This is a genomic window from Labrenzia sp. PHM005, from assembly GCF_006517275.1.
GTDB lineage: Bacteria > Pseudomonadota > Alphaproteobacteria > Rhizobiales > Stappiaceae > Roseibium.
This window is the reverse complement of record NZ_CP041191.1, coordinates 5,909,506-5,926,604: the sequence shown is the minus strand read 5'-3', so window position 1 is coordinate 5,926,604 and position 17,099 is coordinate 5,909,506. Positions and strand designations below refer to the sequence as shown.

Below are 17,099 nucleotides of genomic sequence, written 5' to 3'. Positions count from 1 at the left end.
GGGCTCATGTTACCGGCAATCGTTTTGGCTGCTGAAGCCATGGTTGTTGTCTGGTTCACTGTCTTCATCACGATGATGGTGTCCATGTATCTCGATTCCAGATCTTTGCCCTTGCCGAGACTGGACATTGCCGGGCGCACGCTACTGGGCAGCGCCAAACTGGCGTTTGCGGTGGGTATGCTCGCACTTGCCGGTCTTACGATTTTCGAATTGCCGGTTTCCTGAGCGAAAGGAGTAAAACGATGAACCGTTCGAATTGGATCCATCGGGGACTGCCAGTGTTGCTGATCTGGGTTGCCGCGCCTATGCCGCTCTGGATTATGGCGATCCTGATGCTGATTATCTAAACGGAAACATTGTCTTTCGAAGTGGTTGGTCTAGTCTTTCGGACGGAAATGACGAGGAGTGACCGCATTGAGTGAAGAACAGCCGTACGGCGAACTAACCCTGCGCACCATGGCTATGCCAGCAGATACCAACGCCAATGGCGATATTTTTGGCGGCTGGGTTCTGTCGCAAATGGACTTGGCGGGCGGGATTGCGGCCGGACAACGGGCGTCAAGTCGTGTGGTGACCATCGCGGTCGATAAGATGAAATTCATCCGGCCCGTGCATGTCGGAGATGTCTTGTGCATCTACACCAGCGTTGGCCGGGTCGGCACCAGCTCCATGGAAATCAAGCTGGAGGCTTGGGCGCTCCGGCATCGCTTCGGCGGACGCGAGAAGGTAACGGAAGCCATCTTCACCATGGTTGCCGTCGACGAAAACGGCAAACCACGTCCCGTTCCCAAAGAGGGTTGATTAGACCGCTTGATCATCCCGGCGGTATAAGAGGTCCGCAAACAGCTCCTCGTCAACCGCACATATGCAGCCGTTCGCCCAGAGCCGCAGCAGCGCTTGCAAGCGGTTGACGCGTTCGGGCTGGGAGAGCGGTTGTTTGTGACACGGCAGGCCGCCATAAATCCGAATGGTTTTTAAGCGTGCTAGAACACAGTCTTCTGCCGTTTGTTGCCAGATACGCGACGCTGAACATTCGGCGTCGCCAACAGTGTCAGATTCGATCAATTCAGCCACTTGTCCGGCCAAAGCATCTTGAAACAATTAATCCTCCATCGGTTGCCCGAGGAGGACTGGCGCAAGAAAACAACCGCTTCGTTGCTGAGGAGCCCCTTTTTGAGTGTCTCTCCAGCCGCATCCCTGTTGCGGAAACCACCTTGCCCGGTCTGGCAGGTTGGCGAGGGCGCCAGCCCTTCTCTTGATGATGGCGCGCTTATGCCATGAGTTTTGTCCTTTGGCAACCGGGCGGGAGACGTCCGCCTTCCCTTTAGGCATGTAATCCTATGCGAGCGGGTCTATTGGTCGCGGTCATAATCGATCTTGCCGTCGACGAGATGGATCCGGCGTTGCATCCGTCCTGCGATATCCATGTCGTGGGTGACGGCAACGACGGTGGTTTGCTGTTCTTCGACAATTGATTGCAGAGAGGCAAACACCTGTTCGGTGGCAGCGGAATCCAGACTGCCAGTTGGCTCATCCGCAAGGATCAGATCCGGAGCATTGGCGAGCGCCCTGGCAACAGCCACCCTCTGGCGCTGCCCGCCCGATAACTGCGCGGGCCGCCTGTGCAGGAAATCCGCCAGTCCCAGCGCTTCCAAAAGTCCAGCAGCCCGATCCTTCTGGTTGGATGCGGAGAGGGCGCCAAGCTTCTGCATCGGGATCAGGACATTTTCCAGGGCCGTGAATTCCGGCAGGAGAAAATGAAACTGGAAGACAAAACCGATCTTCTCCAGCCGCAATTGGGCGTGGTCGGATTTTGAAAGATCGTGAGTTTTGCGGCCGCCAATCAGCACTTCGCCGGATGTCGGCCGGTCCAGAAGGCCAAGCAGATAGAGCAGCGACGATTTTCCGGAACCCGACGGCCCGGTGATCGCGACAAACTCGGCAGCGCCAACAGACATCGAAATATCTTCGACCAGCGTCACGGGAACAACTGCCGGCAGGATGCGCGTCAGGTTCCTCGTTTCCAGAAGCGGGGGAGGCGCAGTTTCCAGTATCTTGCCGCCGCTCATCTCAGGTCGCACCCCTGATGATGTCGACCGGATTGAGCGCCGCTGCTTTCCGCGCAGGCACAAATCCAGCTACCCCGGCAGACACCAGCGCCAAGGCGCTGGCGATCAGATAATGCAGATAAGAAAAATGGATCGGCAGACGGGTCATCTCAATGTCGGTGGTGACTTCGAATTTCACCGTTGCCAGGTAACTCGACAGACCAAAGCCGAGCGCCGAACCTGCAAGCGCGCCAAGTATGCCGATCACCAGCCCTTCAAGCACGAAAATCTGCTGAATGTCAGTTTCCGGAAATCCGAGGGATTTCAAGATGGCAATGTCTTTGGCCTTCTCATGAACGATGGTGGAGATGATGTTGTAAATCCCGAATCCGGCTACCAGCAGAATGCCGCCGACCGCGGTGTACATGATGATGTTGCGGATGAAGAACGCCTCCATCAGGCCCTCATTGGCTTCCTCCCAAGAGATTGCCTTGAAGCCGAGCTGGCGTTCCGCCCGGGCCGCGACATCGACAGATTGTTTGATGTTGTCCAACCGGATGGTGATGCTGTTGATGATGTCGGGTTTTTCCAAAAGGATCTGAACCGCTTTCAGTGGGGCATAGGCGAGCCCTTCATCGCTGGTCGTGATGCCCGTGTGAAACAGGCCGACGATCTTGAAACGTTTCGCGACCCCATTTGCCGAGGTCAGTGTAACCGTGTCCCCGAGATCTGCGCCCAGACGGTTTGCGGCCTTATCGCCAAGAACTAGGCCATTGGACGTTGTGCCGAGATCCTGAAAGGAGCCTTGCCGGATATCTTCACCGATATTGGAAACCATCAGTTCCTTTTCCGGACGGACACCAATCAGTGACAAGCCAATGTCCTGGCCGCTGTAGCGCAGGACTGCCTGACCTGTGAGCCGCTGTGCGATATTACCATCGACCCAATCGCGTAAGGAGGCGAGCGCTTCCGTTGGATTGCGTATGCCGCGTAAATCTTCCAACGGCCGCAATCCGTGAAATGCAACAGCGTCATAGACTTTGCTGGCCGGCTGTTTTGTTGGCGTCCGCTTTTCGTCTTTGATCTCCACATGCGGAATCGCGTTGATCAAGGTTTCCATGAAATCGCGCTGGGATCCCTGCATCAAGGATGCCATGGCAATGGAAAAGCCGACGCCAAGCGCAACGCCGAGCGTGGAGACAACTGTCTGCCGCAACCGGTTGCGCACATGTGTGGCTGCGATGCGGAGCTGGAGGATCATTGTCCAGCCTCAGGGACCGGGGTGATTTTCTGGCCGACTGTGAGGTCATCCCGGTAGGGCAGGATGACTTTGTCGCCATGAGACAGTCCACTCAGGATTTCGACTGTGCGCGTCCCGGTAATCCCGGTCTCAACTTCCGTCGTTTCAACAGTGTTGTCTTCAGAAAGTATTTGAACCGTGCGATCATCAAGAGTGGCAACCGGCACCAGCAGTGTTTCCTGTTTTTCCCGCGTTACAATGTTGATCTCCGCCGTCATGCCAATGTGCAGCGGTGTGTCGGCGGGAAGGGCGAGGTAGACACGATAGTTTTTCAGGACCGGATCGCCTTTGGGCGTTATTCTGGCAACCGTGGCGGAGAGATCTTTCTTCGGAAAAGCGTCAGCCCGCACCAGAGCCGTCTGACCGACTTGCACTTTCGGAATGTCTTCTTCATTGACTTCCGCCACCAGCTGCAAGGGTTCCGGCTGCCCGATCCAAAACAGGATTTCCCCCGGCTGGGCCACTTCCCCCACAGCGCCGTCCTGCCGCAGAACAACGCCGTCCATGGGCGCAATGATTGTGTAATCGCGCAGCCGTTCCGTCTGCGCGGCCATCATGGCATTGACCCGAATGAGTTCGCTTTGGGCGCGGTCATAAAGGTGCTGGCTGATCACCCGGCGCTCCAAGAGCTGCAGAGCCCGTTCGCTTTCCGATTGCGCCAGGGACTGGCGGGCTTCCAGTTCGGCAAGGGTTGCCCGGGCATCGCCGCTGTCAAGTTTGGCGAGCTCATCGCCCTTCTTGACGACCATGCCTTCACAGCCGCACAGAGAGACGATCCGTTCGCGCAGGATGCTGGTTACCTTCGCCCAGTTAACTGGTTCAACCACGGCTGTTGCGTATACAACGTCAGCCGCGGATCCCAGATATGCTTCCGTGACTGTGATCTTCGGAGGACGTGCGGACCACCAGCTCCACCCGACGAAAAGGGCTGCAAGCAATGCGATGAAAAACAGATAGCGGAAATATCTCATGGCGGACCTTATCTTGTGTCCGATCTAACCTACGTCGTGATTTTGCCAACGCCATGCTTTGGATCAAGTGAAACATTGTCATTTATCGGAAGGGAAGGCTAGCGGAGCCGGGTATTCCGATCGAAGACGCGCTTGTCATCAAACAGGAAGCCTGTTCTGCAAGCGCCTGATTAAGGTCCCGGCTCAATGACCGATCCATCGGTAAAACGGTTAAACCGGAACCTGGTCAAATCATAGCCAGTCTCCCGGTTCTGCATGAGATTTGCCAGGACTTCGCCGACTGCCGGGCCAATTCCAAATCCATGACCGCTGAACCCCGAGGCCACCCAAAGACCCTCCATGCCGGGGACACTATCAATCGTTGGCACAGTGTCAGGCATTGTGTCGATCATCCCGGCCCAAGCTTCAGCGATTTCAACATCCTTCAAAGCCGGAAACCGTTCAGCGATCCTTTTCTGAAGTTGGGGCACGAGCCCTGACCAGGGGGCGGGCGATAGAACACGGTTTTTTTCAAACGGTGAAGTCTGATCGTCCCGCCAGGTTCTGCGTGTCGTCCACGCGTCGGGAAATCCGGAGGGCGCCGCTGGTTTGAGATATAGACTGCCGCGCGAGCCCCAGGCGGATTTGGCAAAAAGACGTGTATTTTTGAAAGCGCTTGGACCCAAAAAGAAATCTGAGTGATCGGTTAGGGCAACCACATAACCGCCGTTTTCCTCGCGGCGGAAGGCAAGGGCTGGATCGCTTGCACAGCCAGCATAGACACTGGGCAACGGACGTGTTCTTGCCACGCTTGCCCGCACACTCAGCTGCGGAAACCGGATCCCATAGCGCTCCAGGAATAATCCCGTCCAAGATCCGCCAGCGAGCAAGACTGCGCCCGCGCGCACCGTTCCGGCTTCGCAAATGACACCGCTAATTTTGCCGGCCGATTTTTCCAGACCCCGGACCGCGCAGTTTTCCCGAATAATGATGCCGGCGGATTTGGCATGCCGCGCTATGGCCGGCATCGCCAAGAGCGGTTCGACGCGCGCGTCCGTTGGGCTCTTGATGCCTTCTCTCCAGTAGCCAGGTAGTCCTTGGATCTGTTGCTCTACATGCGCAGCGGACAGGCGTTCAACCGGAATCTCAAACTGCTGTGCCGTTTCGAAATGCCGGTAGCGCGCAGCTTGTTCTTTGTCGTTACGGCTCAGGTAGATAATGCCTTCTTCCCGGTAACCAATCGAGGCGCCGACACGTGTTTCCATATCCTGCCAGAGCTGACCGGCCCGGATCATGAGTGGAATCTCAGCCGCGTCACGGCCGAGTTTTCTGATCCAACCCCAATTGCGGCTGGATTGTTCTCCGCCAACCCGGCCTTTTTCAAGGACGGCCACACTGAAGCCGCACTCCTTGAGTGAGAGCGCGGCGGACAGACCGATAATGCCACCGCCAATGATTGCAAAATCGACCGCTGCGGGAAGGGCACCCTCATATGTCGCTGGCGTATGGGCGGATATCATGTTCATCCAATTATGTTCCATGGATCTCTGTGTCTGGCTCGCCAGACGTTTGAAACCGGGAACTTAACTGTGTTGCCTGAAACACTCCAAGACAGAGTTCAGGTTGCGTCCAAAAGACACAGAATTTTGCGTCTTCTGGACGAAAATCATGCAAAGGGCGTGCTTTTAAAGCTCAGAAACCTTGATCACAAGTTTGCCAGTGTTGCTGCCGTCAAAGAGCTTGTTGAAGACAACCGGCGCGTTTTCAAGACCCTCTTCTATATCTAGGCGGTACTTCAGTTTGCCTGTCATCAACAGCTTGCCAAGTTCCTGAAACATCATGGGATAGGCTGCATAGTGATCGGGCATCGTGAAGCCCTTTAGGCTCAGGCGGCGCCGAATAATGGTGGTCATATCAACAGGATCAGGATCCTTTTCGCCGTTGTACGCAGATATGAAACCGCAAAAGATCATCCGTCCATGCGCTGCCATGTTGCGGAAGGCCGCTTTGAAGGGCGCGCCGCCGACATTTTCGAAATGAACATCAATGCCATCAGGGGCAAACTCAGCAAGTCCCTTGCTGAGGTCGTCGGTCTTGTAATTGAGTGCGGCATCAAAACCGAGCTCATTGACCAGCCAATCGCATTTCTCCTGGGTTCCGGCGATGCCAATGACCCGCATCCCATGAGCCTTGCCGATCTGTCCGACCAGCGAGCCAACGGAGCCTGCAGCGCCAGTGACGCACAGCGTTTCACCGTCCTTCGGCTGACCTTCGGTGACGAGGCCGTGATAGGCGGTAACACCCGGCAACCCGAGAACACCCATATAATGTTCTATCCGGTCAAGTTGCGGCACGACGCTGATATCGCCAGGGGCGACATCGATGTATTTGGTCCAGCCAGGTGTGCCGGACACCCAATCGCCAACCTTATAGGCGTCTGTCTTGCTTTCTTCCACGATGCCCACACCAAGAGACCGCATGGTATCGCCAATCTGCACCGGCGGGATGTAGCTTTTGGTGTCATCCGACACCCAGCCGCGCATGGCCGGGTCAAGAGAAACATAGACAACCCGCACCCGGGCTTTGCCATCTTCCAAAGGTCCTAAGTCTTCTTCAACCCGGTCGAAATGTTCCGGGCCAAGGCGACCAACAGGACGGGATTTCAATGTTAAGCGCAGGTTTTGCATCATATGTCCTCTGGCAGAAACGCATTGTGTATATGCACATCATTATACGTATGCGAACTAATGCGATTGAAGCCGCGGTTCAAGGTTCTGGGAGAATTTTCTCAAATCTTTTTAGGGGCCAGAAAGCCCTGCCTAGGCGCGATTGCCTGTGCCATTCAATAATGCGGCGGCTTCTCGACATGGTGGCCTGGAAGAACATTGTCGATCAACTCTTCCACCTGATCCGTCATGTTAATGAGTTTTCGCGTCAACCGGTCGATCTGCTTGCCTTGCTCGACAACAACTGTGTTCATCTCGTCGATCGTATGATTTGCGTGAGCCAGGTCGATCTCAAGTTGCTCGATCCTGCTCTCAAGCTCTTTGCTCATTGTGGGCCGCAATCTTCGTTTGGTGGTTGGGATACAGCTTCGCCGTTACCTCGTCTTATGCCGGAAAACAGAATCGGTGCCCAGTTCGTTGTCTCGATTCGGACGTCTATAGAAATATTTTTGCGTTTTTTCTCATACCTTCGTCGTGAAAAGGGAGCTGGCTAGCTAGGATTCCGAAAAACAAACTGTTGAACTGGGGGGCTGCATTCTAAGTTGATGAGGGGGGCTTAGGGAGAGCTACCCGGTGACGTTCTGGTTGTGTGCCAAAATTGGCCAGGTGCCATTCGAAGTTTGAGTTGAAAAAACAAATCAGCGTTTTGGAAACATCTAAAAAGGCAGGGGCGGAGATTTGTCATTTTGTTTCAGGACCGTTCTTAGACTGATGCACTGAACATCTGCCAAATTTCTTATTTTTGTATCGATACAAAAAATGCACGCCAGAATTGTTTCACTTGGAGGGCGTAAAAAATCACTGCAAAACAGTTGTGTAACTTGGGCGTCACGATGCACGTGATGCGATTGATTGTGTGACCGAGTTGTTAAACCGATAAGATGTAAGTCGTTATTTTTCTTAATTTCTTACTGAATGTTCCATTATCTGAATATTAGCAATTCCGACCGAGCTTTAGATCATTGAACAAATTCTCGAAAGGAGAATAGGGAATGATCAAGTCAACTGTCGCAGCGGTTTTGGTGGCTGGAATGTCCGTGGTCGGTGGAAGTGTTGCATTCGCCAGCGATCGCGGAACTGCCGATGAAGCGACCGCTATGCTCGATAAGGCTGTCGCCCATTATGCATCGGCTGGTGCTGACCAGGCACTTAAAGATTTCACCGCCTCAGACAAAGGCTGGCAAGACCGGGACCTTTATGTCTTCTGTTTTGATGAAGCAGGTACAACGGTTGCCCATGGTGCAAACGGAAAGCTGATTGGCAAAAACCTGTCCAAGCTGAAAGACGCTGACGGCAAAGCGTTTGTTATGGACCTTGTGTCAGCCGGCAAGAGTGGTGGCGGTTGGGTCGACTACCGCTGGCCGAACCCGGTTTCCAAAAAGATCGAGCAAAAGTCTTCGGTGGTGAAACCTGCTGGTGACCATATCTGCGGCGTCGGTATCTACAAATAAGACGCAGCTTCCCTCTGTGGGACCCTTCCAAGATACCCCGGTGGCCGTTCTGGCCACCGGCCTAGACAACATACACTGGATGGAAAAATGAACTGGTTTGCCAATCTTGCCCTCGCCACGAAGATGTTCGTGACCCCGGTTATTCTATTGGTCGGGCTGGGGATTGTTTCTATCATCTCGTTTTTTGCGATCGACCAGCAGCGCTCTGCGATCGAAAACCTGAGCCATGTCCAGATCAAGGCATTTGCCGACATGAGCCAGGTAAAAGAAGCTCTCTCAGGAGCTCAGCTGTCACTCTATGACCTGATGACCACGGCACAAAATGAATCGGACATGGACAAGGTCAATGCGAAGCTTGAGGAATCGACCGCAAAGCTGAATGCTATTGTCACTGACTTTGAAACGCTCGACCTTTCCAAGCTGAACAACGCTGATTTGGCGCCACTTCAGGAAGTTGCGGTCAAACATGCCCGCGAGTATCAGGAAGCAGCGCTTGGAACGGCAGATATGGCGACCCTTGATGTCGCAACAGCCAGCATTTTCATGAACGAAGCGACCTCGCTGCATGCCACGTTAGTGTCGGATGTAAATAAGCTGAATGAGGTCGTTGATAGCTTACGTATGCGTGCAACCGAAGCGACACTGAGCGGCGCGCGGGAAGCACTGCAACTGTTCCTGTTTACTGTTGCCGCAGTTGCGTTTGTTGGATTGGTGCTGAACTGGTTTATCTCCCGGATGATTTCGCGGCCGATTACCAAAATCATCGGGTCGATGACCGCGCTCGCAGACGGTAATTCGGAAGTGGAGCTGCAGGTGTCCGGACGCCGCGATGAAATCGGCCAGATGGAAAAAGCGCTTGAGGTGTTCAAAGAGAACGCGCTGGAAGTTGAGCGCATGGAGCAGGAAAAACACGAGCGTGAGCGCCTGGCCGCGGAAGAAAAGCGGGCCAGCATGAATGCGCTCGCCGATCAGTTCGAAACAGCGCTCATGGGTATCGTTGACACGGTCACGGACTCTTCAAACCGGATGCAGTCGACTGCTCAGTCCATGTCGTCGGTTGCGGAACAAACCCAGCAGCAAGCCTCGACTGTGGCAACGTCAGCAGAAAGTGCATCTCAAAACGTTCAGACAGCTGCGTCCGCTGCAGAGGAAATGTCGGCATCCATCAGCGAGATCAACCGTCAGGTCAGCGAGTCGGCCGAAATCTCCAACCAGGCCAATGCAGAAGCGGAACGCTCCAATGACTCCGTCCGTGGACTGGCGGATGCGGCCAGCAAGATCGGTGAAGTGATTGAATTGATCAGCGGTATTGCCGAGCAAACAAACCTGTTGGCGCTGAACGCGACCATTGAAGCAGCCCGTGCTGGTGAAGCCGGCAAAGGCTTTGCCGTCGTGGCATCGGAAGTGAAAAATCTGGCGACCCAGACCGCCCGGGCAACCGAGGAAATTGGCTCACAGATCTCCGGAATGCAGTCGGCCACTGGGGAAGCCGTGGAGGCGATCCAGTCCATCAGTCAGACCATTGGTCAGATCAAGGATATTTCCGACACAATTTCCGGTGCGATGAGCGAACAGGGCATTGCCACCCGAGAAATCGCGGACAGCACCCAACAGGCTGCTTCCGGGACGGCGGAAGTCGGCCATACCATCAACGATGTGGCAACCGCCGCCTCCGATACCGGCAATGCCGCCAAGGAGGTGCTGGAGGTTGCTGTTGATCTGTCCGAACATGCCAAGACCTTGCGGACACAGGTTGAAACCTTCCTTGGAGAAGTGCGGGCTGCATAACCCCGAGGCTTCAATGATCATAACGAACAGGCGCATTCGGCGCCTGTTTTGTTATGAAGCAATTGTTATCTCTGACGTGTTGGAGCTGGGGATTAGCGCTTTATAGTGGGGTGCTCAGCTGCCGGAACTCTGGTGTGCTGTAGTTCTTCCGTCCTCATAAGCTATGGCATTTCATGACCAGCCTTACAGATTTTCCGATCACGAAAAAGTGGCCAGCTCAGTTTCCTGACCGCATTCAGCTTTATTCCCTGCCGACACCGAATGGGATCAAAGTCTCTGCAATGCTCGAAGAAACGGGCCTCTCTTATGAGGCCCATAAGGTTGATTTTGGCGCCAGTGATCAGCTGACACCTGAGTTTTTGTCTCTCAATCCGAACAACAAGATCCCGGCAATCATCGACCCGGATGGACCAGACGGGCAGCCACTTCCATTGTGGGAATCGGGAGCAATCCTAATTTATCTGGCGGAGAAGACTGGAAAGCTCATTCCAGCAGATGCAGCAAGAAAATTCGAAACAATCCAGTGGGTGATGTGGCAGATGGGTGGCCTTGGTCCGATGTCCGGCCAAGTTGGATTCTTCAACAAATTTGCCGGCAAAGACTATGAAGACCGCCGCCCATTTGAGCGCTACCGCGATGAGGTCAAACGGCTTTTGGGAGTTCTGGATCAGCGCCTTGAGGGGCGGGACTTTATCATGGGCGAGTACACCATTGCCGACATCACCTCTTGGCCGTGGATCCGGAACCTGAACGGCTTCTATGAAGCTGGAGAGCACGTCGAGCTGGAAAGCCGCAAGAATGTTATGCGCTGGGCTGAAACCTGCATGGCCCGGCCGGCAAGCCAAGCGGCGATCAACATCCCGCCAAGCGGGTGATGGCTCCAAAAGAGATACATTAGATGCAAAAAGGGCGGCCCGAGAGCCGCCCTTTCCGCAAAGCTTTTTGAGCTTCAGACTTCTTAGAAGCCCATACCGCCTCCCGTGCCGCATAGCGGCACATACAAAAATGATGGGCGGCTTTAGAAACAAAAAGGGCGGCCTGAGAGCCGCCCTTTCCGTAAAGCTTCGTGAGCTGAGGCTTCTTAGAAGCCCATGCCGCCCATGCCGCCCATGTCGCCGCCCGGCATTGCCGGTGCGCCAGCGTCTTTCTTCGGCAGCTCAGCAACCATGGCTTCGGTGGTGATCAAAAGACCAGCAACAGAAGCTGCGTCCTGCAGAGCAGTACGGACAACTTTGGTCGGGTCGATGATACCAGCGTCGATCATGTTGACGAATTCTTCGGTCTGAGCGTTGAAACCGAAGGTGTCGTCGCCGTTTTCCTGGATCTTGCCAACAACGATGGAACCTTCAACACCAGCGTTTTCAGCGATCTGACGGATCGGAGCTTCCAAAGAGCGCAGAACGATCTTGATGCCAGCAGCAATGTCAGCGTTGTCGGAAGACAGAGCTTCTACAGCTTTCTTGGCACGCAGAAGAGCGGTACCGCCACCCGGTACGATGCCTTCTTCAACGGCAGCGCGGGTTGCGTTCAGTGCATCGTCAACGCGGTCTTTTTTCTCTTTCACTTCGATTTCAGTTGCACCGCCAACGCGGATAACTGCAACACCGCCAGCGAGTTTAGCCAGGCGCTCCTGGAGCTTCTCACGGTCGTAATCGGAAGTGGTTTCTTCGATCTGAGCTTTGATCTGACCAACGCGGCCGTTGATGTCGTCCTTGGAACCAGCACCGTCAACGATGGTGGTGGTTTCTTTGGTGATCGCAACTTTCTCAGCAGTGCCGAGCATGTCGAGAGTGACGTTTTCCAGCTTGATGCCCAGATCTTCGGAGATCACGGTACCACCAGTCAGGATAGCGATGTCTTCCAGCATGGCCTTACGGCGGTCGCCGAAGCCAGGTGCCTTAACAGCAGCAATTTTCAGGCCGCCGCGGAGCTTGTTGACAACGAGAGTTGCCAGAGCTTCACCTTCAACGTCTTCTGCAATGATGAGCAGCGGACGGGAAGACTGAACAACGCTTTCCAGGATCGGCAGCATCGCCTGCAGGTTGGAGAGCTTTTTCTCGTGCAGCAGGATGTACGGCTTCTCAAGGTCAGCCAGCATCTTGTCAGCATTGGTGACGAAGTAAGGAGACAGGTAGCCACGGTCGAACTGCATGCCTTCAACGACTTCCAGCTCGGTTTCCAGAGACTTGGCTTCTTCGACGGTGATCACACCTTCGTTGCCAACTTTCTGCATAGCTTCAGCAATGTCGGTGCCGACCTGCTCGTCGCCGTTTGCAGAGATGGTGCCAACCTGAGCAACTTCTTCAGAAGTGGTGATGGTCTTGGAAGCAGCTTCCAGGGACTTCACAGCTTCAGCAGCAGCAAGGTCTACGCCGCGCTTCAGGTCCATCGGGTTCATGCCGGCAGCAACAGCCTTAGCGCCTTCTTTGACGATAGCCTGAGCCAGAACGGTTGCAGTTGTTGTGCCGTCACCAGCGATGTCGTTGGTTTTGGAAGCAACTTCACGCACCATCTGTGCGCCCATGTTTTCGAACTTGTCTTCCAGTTCGATTTCCTTGGCAACGGAAACGCCGTCCTTGGTGATGCGCGGAGCACCAAAAGCCTTGTCGAGAACAACGTTACGGCCTTTCGGGCCAAGGGTCACCTTCACAGCGTTTGCGAGGGTGTCAACGCCTTTGAGCATGCGCTCACGTGCGTCGGAGGAGAACTTTACTTCTTTAGCAGACATAGGGTCGTCTCACCTAAAATTGGAATTGAAGTCGGACAAAAGCGGTTCGCTGATTAAGCGATCACGCCCATGATGTCGGATTCCTTCATGATCAGGAGGTCTTCACCGTCGATCTTGACTTCGGTGCCGGACCACTTGCCGAACAGAACGCGGTCGCCAGCTTTGACGTCCAGGGCAACAATGTTGCCGGAGTCGTCACGGGCGCCGTTGCCAACAGCAACGATTTCGCCTTCTTGCGGCTTTTCCTTAGCGGTATCTGGGATGATGATGCCACCAGCGGTCTTCTCTTCGGAGTCGACGCGGCGAACTACGACACGGTCGTGCAGTGGACGAAATGCCATAAAACTGTTTCCTCTCATGAGCGCGCCCCACGCAATAGGCAGCGCGCGAGACATGATTATTGGGTTACATGAAACGGAAGAACATCTGCCTCCCGCCCGCCACTAGCACTCCCTCAAGGCGAGTGCTAACAGCGCAACAGGATTTATGTATCGGGGGGGCTGTTGTCAATGCCGGGCTGCAGATTTTCTGCAACCACCAAGCGTCGGTTTTGATTGAGGTTAACCAGCCTTGCAGCAAGGAAAACCTTTATGCCGTTAGCCGAGACGGTAGGCGGCATACTTCATCTAGATAATATCTAAACTCAATTTGTACCGATAACAGCAAAAGGCAGTGTGAAACTGGCGGATTTTCCACCAATTGCATCCGAGAAAGTTGCCAGAAGCTGATAGTCCCCGGCGGGCAATCCGTCGAACTGGAAGGTAAGGGCGGCGGACAATTGCCTTTGTTTGGAGCGGCCGGTGCCGGTAAAAGCCGCAAAATCGTCTTGCTCGCTCAAAACCTGACCAGATTGGTTCAGAAGCTTGTAACTGGCACTAAGCTTGTAGCTGTAGCCTTCACTTGATTGGTCAAAGGCATAGCCAACCGGTTCAGCATAGAGCGCGATTGGTTCGCCTGCGGCAAACGAAGCTTCGCTTTTGGCAGTGTATTGGCCATAGCCGGTGCTGGTGCCATTGGTAAAGGTGACCGTAGAAAAGGCAAGGCCATTGGCAGACCAGGCCGCGTCATAACCGTTCAAGGCGTCTATAAAGGCTGCAGCTGGCGTCTGGATTTCGGGCGATTGTGCCGCTGCGGTGCCGGGGATTGCAAAGGTCCCAAGCGCCAAAGCAAGAGAAGGTGCTATCCACCCAAGTTTAATTCGGCCAACTTGCTTCGTCATATAAATCCCCGCCCGCCCTTACATCTTGTCTTTTCTTAGCGATTTGGCCGATATAGACCGACTTTCCCTTTGAGACAAGGAAATGTGTGCGATGCGGTAAACGCTTGAACTTTTGTCGGATAGGAGAGGCGCGATAAGTGACCCGGCTAAACGCAACGGGCTTCCCAGGACTGCTTTTTCCGATAGATGGTCGAGGGACTGATTTCCAATGCAGCTGCTGCCATCGCAATATTGCCGTTAAAGGCATCAAGTGCGTCTTCAATAATCCGCCGTTCTTGAGCCCATAGCGGCTCTATCGCACCAAACGGGCGGTTTTCCGGCTGAGCTCGGGAGCGCTCGCGCGACAAATCGATCACACCATTCGGCCGTGCCGAGGCGTCTCGGATTATCATCGGCAGCATATCGTGTGTAACAGCAGCACCATCGTTCATCACAACAATTTGGCGGATGGTGTTTTCGAGCTGCCGAACATTGCCTGGCCAAGAATAAGATAGGATGCGCGTTTCCGCATCGGCATCAAAGCCCCGGAACTTCCGCCGTTCTTCGGCCGAATACCGGGTCAGGAAGGCTTCTGCGAGCGGCAGAATGTCGTCCCGGCGGTCGCGTAGCGGTGGCAAATGGACTGGCAGCACATGCAAACGGTAATAAAGATCCTCTCGGAAGCGGCCCGCGGTAATTTCTGCAAGCGGATCCCGGTTTGTGGCACAGATGATCCGAGCATCGACTTTGCGTGTTTCGGTGTCGCCAAGCCGCTGGAACATACCTGTTTGTAAGAACCTCAGCAGTTTGCTTTGCAGCAGCAGGTCCATTTCCCCAATTTCGTCGAGAAACAATGTGCCGCCATCTGCCTGCTCCGCAGCGCCAATGCGGTTGTCGGTGGCGCCCGTAAAGGCTCCACGTACATAACCAAAAATCTCGCTTTCGATGAGATCCCGCGGGATTGCTGCGCAGTTCAAGGTTACAAAACGGGCGGACCGGCGGTGGGACAAATCGTGGACTGCAGCTGCGCACAATTCCTTGCCTGTGCCAGATTCACCGGTGATGAATACCGGCGCTTGTGATGGCGCCATACGGCGGATTTGGTCATGGATGTCGCGCATGGATGCAGACATTCCGATGAGGCGGCCGAGACCGGCCGGCTGTTCAGGCTCTGGCGCAACACGTGGCGTGAAAGGAGCCGCTGCATGCAGATTATCGGCAAGCGGCATCTCTGCAGTGGGAGCCGCAGCCTGTTTCACTGACGGCCGGCGCTGCTGAAGCTGAAAGCTGATTTTTGAAGCCAGGGCGTCCAGAGAAAATGGTTTTGTCAGGAAGTCATGAGCACCGGCGCGCATGGCGCTGACCGCCCGCGATACGGAGCCTTTTGCGGATACGGCGAGGATGACGGCCTTTGGACAGCGAACAGCGTAAGCTTCCAGTGCTTCGTCGCCCCCTATCGTTTCCAGGTCAACAATGAGAATGTCGGTTGTTTTGTCTGCCAGGTCTTGGAGGCAAGCCGCGGACTCTGTGTAGAGGATCGGCTCTGAACAGGCGGCGGGCAGTTTCGCGCAGACAGCCGATGTGCGGGCTGCTTCAGATGCAGAGGCATCCAAAACTCGTACAATCACAGGCAAAACTTTGCCCTCATTACTCCCCATCGCAGGGCAACTCCCATCGCTCGATCTGGGTCAATCGGGTGCCGAAAGTCCGGCTAAAGGGATAATTCGCCAAACAGGGTAAACAAAGCGTTGTCAGATGAAGCAAATTGCATTTTTTACCCGAAAAGGGCGCAAATACCGTTGAGTTATCCCCGGCCAGCCAAATATCCGGCCAGAAAACACACCATGCCGGCAATCAGAATCCAAAGCAGCGTGAAACGCGGCTGGGTCAATATCTTGCGAAGTTCGCCTAAATACGAAGTGGTGCTGTCTTCCCGGAGAATGGGGCCTTCCTGCGCTGCGGGCATTTCTTGTTGAAGAAAATCACCAGCGGTTGGCCGATCTTGAAAACCAGACGAGCTTGAAAGCTGCGATTGGGGCACAGAGAGACTGCCGCCGCCTGGCAAAGTGTGCGATGTCATTTGGTGTTGAACTGGTTCATTCCGGTCCGGCTCGGTCCCAGTTATGTCAACCGGGTCATCAGTAGCCGCAGGATCAGCTACTTCAAGAAAGACCGGCGCATAGCCTCCCTTTGGTACAGTGATCTGAACAGGATCATCAGATCCAGAACCCGAGTAATAGTCGCTAAGGCGGGACCGCAGCCGGGCGGCTTCCACTCTGACAATGGGATCTGAATTTGGATCAAAGCCGGGCCCGCGACCGAGTGCCTCAACCGCAATTATATGGCCTTTTAGGTCCTGTTTCCGGCCCTTCAGCGCTGCATCAACGATAAATTGTAAAAATGCCCGAAGTTGCGGTGTTGTTTTAAATTCAGAGCTATTCAGCACCTTATCAAGGCAATCTTCGATAAGCCGTGCTTGATGCGGATTGGTTTGCTTTGCGTTCTCGGTCGGGGTCTCCCGGTCATCCAAAGCGCGGCCTTGATCGCTTTTTGAAGGCGACGAGAATTTGGGAGCAGGTTGTGTTGTGCCGGAGCCGCTTTTCCTGTCTTCCCACCTCGATGATTGCCCGGACGCGGGCATAGCTTTAGCCTCGTTGCTAGAACAGGTGCATTCAAATAATGAAAAAATTACGTAGCGTAATATTGCGCAGGGTTTGTTGAATTTCAATCCCCAATAGGTCAAAATCCTGATCTGGGACTTTGCTTTTCAAACAGCTCATTCACTTAATTATGTCGCAACTGATAGCCAAAACAGGTCGTTTTGAAGTTGGAAAGCGCGCATAGTCGGGGACAAGTCGCCAAAAACTCGCTAGAGGGGGGCTTGCGGATTCGGAGCCAAAGCCTTCTTAA

General features: G+C 54.5%; 17 protein-coding genes and 1 riboswitch. Of the genes, 5 read left to right on the top strand and 12 right to left on the bottom strand.

What is annotated here, in order from left to right:
* Nucleotides 1–6 precede the first annotated feature (6 nt).
* Both FJ695_RS26835 and FJ695_RS26830 read left to right on the top strand, forming a co-directional pair.
* Complete coding sequence (locus tag FJ695_RS26835; protein WP_141188306.1) at nt 7–225, top strand: hypothetical protein; 219 nt, start codon at nt 7–9, stop codon at nt 223–225.
* A gap of 231 nt (nt 226–456) precedes the next feature.
* Nucleotides 457–801: an acyl-CoA thioesterase gene (locus FJ695_RS26830; protein WP_141188950.1), complete on the top strand. Its 345-nt coding sequence runs from the start codon at nt 457–459 to the stop codon at nt 799–801.
* Here the strand turns inward: FJ695_RS26830 and FJ695_RS26825 are convergent, their stop codons facing one another.
* The 7 genes from FJ695_RS26825 to FJ695_RS26795 form a co-directional block, all read right to left on the bottom strand.
* Nucleotides 802–1,101 carry a hypothetical protein gene (locus tag FJ695_RS26825; protein WP_141188305.1) on the bottom strand — a complete coding sequence of 100 codons (300 nt, stop codon included), beginning with the start codon at nt 1,099–1,101 and terminating at the stop codon, nt 802–804.
* Between the two features lie 40 nt (nt 1,102–1,141).
* Nucleotides 1,142–1,267, bottom strand: a riboswitch (SAM-I-IV-variant riboswitch).
* Nucleotides 1,268–1,352: 85 nt separating this feature from the next.
* A complete protein-coding gene (locus tag FJ695_RS26820) occupies nt 1,353–2,069 on the bottom strand; it encodes an ABC transporter ATP-binding protein (RefSeq protein ID WP_141188304.1) in 717 nt (238 codons plus the stop codon).
* Between the two features lies 1 nt (nt 2,070).
* Nucleotides 2,071–3,309, bottom strand: a complete 1,239-nt coding sequence (locus FJ695_RS26815) for an ABC transporter permease (RefSeq protein ID WP_141188303.1) — start codon at nt 3,307–3,309, stop codon at nt 2,071–2,073.
* A complete protein-coding gene (locus FJ695_RS26810) occupies nt 3,306–4,319 on the bottom strand; it encodes an efflux RND transporter periplasmic adaptor subunit (protein ID WP_141188302.1) in 1,014 nt (337 codons plus the stop codon). The genes FJ695_RS26815 and FJ695_RS26810 overlap by 4 nt, the downstream gene beginning before the upstream one ends.
* A 170-nt stretch (nt 4,320–4,489) precedes the next feature.
* On the bottom strand, nt 4,490–5,824 hold the full coding sequence (locus FJ695_RS26805) for an FAD-binding oxidoreductase (protein WP_168206501.1): 1,335 nt from the start codon (nt 5,822–5,824) through the stop codon (nt 4,490–4,492).
* Nucleotides 5,825–5,983: 159 nt separating this feature from the next.
* Nucleotides 5,984–6,988, bottom strand: a complete 1,005-nt coding sequence (locus FJ695_RS26800) for an NADP-dependent oxidoreductase (protein WP_209010831.1) — start codon at nt 6,986–6,988, stop codon at nt 5,984–5,986.
* Between the two features lie 152 nt (nt 6,989–7,140).
* Nucleotides 7,141–7,353 carry a SlyX family protein gene (locus FJ695_RS26795; RefSeq protein ID WP_141188300.1) on the bottom strand — a complete coding sequence of 71 codons (213 nt, stop codon included), beginning with the start codon at nt 7,351–7,353 and terminating at the stop codon, nt 7,141–7,143.
* A gap of 663 nt (nt 7,354–8,016) precedes the next feature.
* Between FJ695_RS26795 and FJ695_RS26790 the strand changes: the two genes are divergently transcribed.
* The 3 genes from FJ695_RS26790 to FJ695_RS26780 all read left to right on the top strand — a co-directional run bounded on the left by FJ695_RS26790 (nt 8,017) and on the right by FJ695_RS26780 (nt 11,138).
* Nucleotides 8,017–8,475, top strand: a complete 459-nt coding sequence (locus FJ695_RS26790; protein WP_141188299.1) for a cache domain-containing protein — start codon at nt 8,017–8,019, stop codon at nt 8,473–8,475.
* 87 nt (nt 8,476–8,562) lie between these two features.
* A complete protein-coding gene (locus FJ695_RS26785; protein WP_141188298.1) occupies nt 8,563–10,263 on the top strand; it encodes a methyl-accepting chemotaxis protein in 1,701 nt (566 codons plus the stop codon).
* 173 nt (nt 10,264–10,436) lie between these two features.
* Nucleotides 10,437–11,138, top strand: a complete 702-nt coding sequence (locus tag FJ695_RS26780) for a glutathione S-transferase N-terminal domain-containing protein (protein ID WP_141188297.1) — start codon at nt 10,437–10,439, stop codon at nt 11,136–11,138.
* Nucleotides 11,139–11,344: 206 nt separating this feature from the next.
* Here the strand turns inward: FJ695_RS26780 and groL are convergent, their stop codons facing one another.
* The 5 genes from groL to FJ695_RS26755 all read right to left on the bottom strand — a co-directional run bounded on the left by groL (nt 11,345) and on the right by FJ695_RS26755 (nt 16,932).
* Nucleotides 11,345–12,991 carry a chaperonin GroEL gene (gene groL / locus FJ695_RS26775; RefSeq protein WP_141188296.1) on the bottom strand — a complete coding sequence of 549 codons (1,647 nt, stop codon included), beginning with the start codon at nt 12,989–12,991 and terminating at the stop codon, nt 11,345–11,347.
* A 53-nt stretch (nt 12,992–13,044) separates the two neighbouring features.
* Nucleotides 13,045–13,332, bottom strand: coding sequence for a co-chaperone GroES (gene groES, locus FJ695_RS26770; RefSeq protein ID WP_141188295.1), 288 nt, complete (start codon nt 13,330–13,332; stop codon nt 13,045–13,047).
* Between the two features lie 302 nt (nt 13,333–13,634).
* A complete protein-coding gene (locus tag FJ695_RS26765; protein WP_141188294.1) occupies nt 13,635–14,210 on the bottom strand; it encodes a hypothetical protein in 576 nt (191 codons plus the stop codon).
* A gap of 146 nt (nt 14,211–14,356) precedes the next feature.
* A complete protein-coding gene (locus FJ695_RS26760; protein WP_141188293.1) occupies nt 14,357–15,847 on the bottom strand; it encodes a sigma-54 dependent transcriptional regulator in 1,491 nt (496 codons plus the stop codon).
* Between the two features lie 146 nt (nt 15,848–15,993).
* Nucleotides 15,994–16,932: a hypothetical protein gene (locus tag FJ695_RS26755; RefSeq protein WP_141188292.1), complete on the bottom strand. Its 939-nt coding sequence runs from the start codon at nt 16,930–16,932 to the stop codon at nt 15,994–15,996.
* Between the last annotated feature and the right edge of the window lie 167 nt (nt 16,933–17,099).

Coding starts and splice junctions, on each gene's coding strand:
- FJ695_RS26835 (WP_141188306.1), top strand. CDS start 7: ATGTTACCGGCAATCGTTTTGGCTGCTGAAGCCATGGTTGTTGTCTGG.
- FJ695_RS26830 (WP_141188950.1), top strand. CDS start 457: ATGGCTATGCCAGCAGATACCAACGCCAATGGCGATATTTTTGGCGGC.
- FJ695_RS26820 (WP_141188304.1), bottom strand. CDS start 2,069: ATGAGCGGCGGCAAGATACTGGAAACTGCGCCTCCCCCGCTTCTGGAA.
- FJ695_RS26815 (WP_141188303.1), bottom strand. CDS start 3,309: ATGATCCTCCAGCTCCGCATCGCAGCCACACATGTGCGCAACCGGTTG.
- FJ695_RS26810 (WP_141188302.1), bottom strand. CDS start 4,319: ATGAGATATTTCCGCTATCTGTTTTTCATCGCATTGCTTGCAGCCCTT.
- FJ695_RS26805 (WP_168206501.1), bottom strand. CDS start 5,824: ATGAACATGATATCCGCCCATACGCCAGCGACATATGAGGGTGCCCTT.
- FJ695_RS26800 (WP_209010831.1), bottom strand. CDS start 6,988: ATGATGCAAAACCTGCGCTTAACATTGAAATCCCGTCCTGTTGGTCGC.
- FJ695_RS26795 (WP_141188300.1), bottom strand. CDS start 7,353: ATGAGCAAAGAGCTTGAGAGCAGGATCGAGCAACTTGAGATCGACCTG.
- FJ695_RS26790 (WP_141188299.1), top strand. CDS start 8,017: ATGATCAAGTCAACTGTCGCAGCGGTTTTGGTGGCTGGAATGTCCGTG.
- FJ695_RS26785 (WP_141188298.1), top strand. CDS start 8,563: ATGAACTGGTTTGCCAATCTTGCCCTCGCCACGAAGATGTTCGTGACC.
- FJ695_RS26780 (WP_141188297.1), top strand. CDS start 10,437: ATGACCAGCCTTACAGATTTTCCGATCACGAAAAAGTGGCCAGCTCAG.
- groL (WP_141188296.1), bottom strand. CDS start 12,991: ATGTCTGCTAAAGAAGTAAAGTTCTCCTCCGACGCACGTGAGCGCATG.
- groES (WP_141188295.1), bottom strand. CDS start 13,332: ATGGCATTTCGTCCACTGCACGACCGTGTCGTAGTTCGCCGCGTCGAC.
- FJ695_RS26765 (WP_141188294.1), bottom strand. CDS start 14,210: ATGACGAAGCAAGTTGGCCGAATTAAACTTGGGTGGATAGCACCTTCT.
- FJ695_RS26760 (WP_141188293.1), bottom strand. CDS start 15,847: ATGGGGAGTAATGAGGGCAAAGTTTTGCCTGTGATTGTACGAGTTTTG.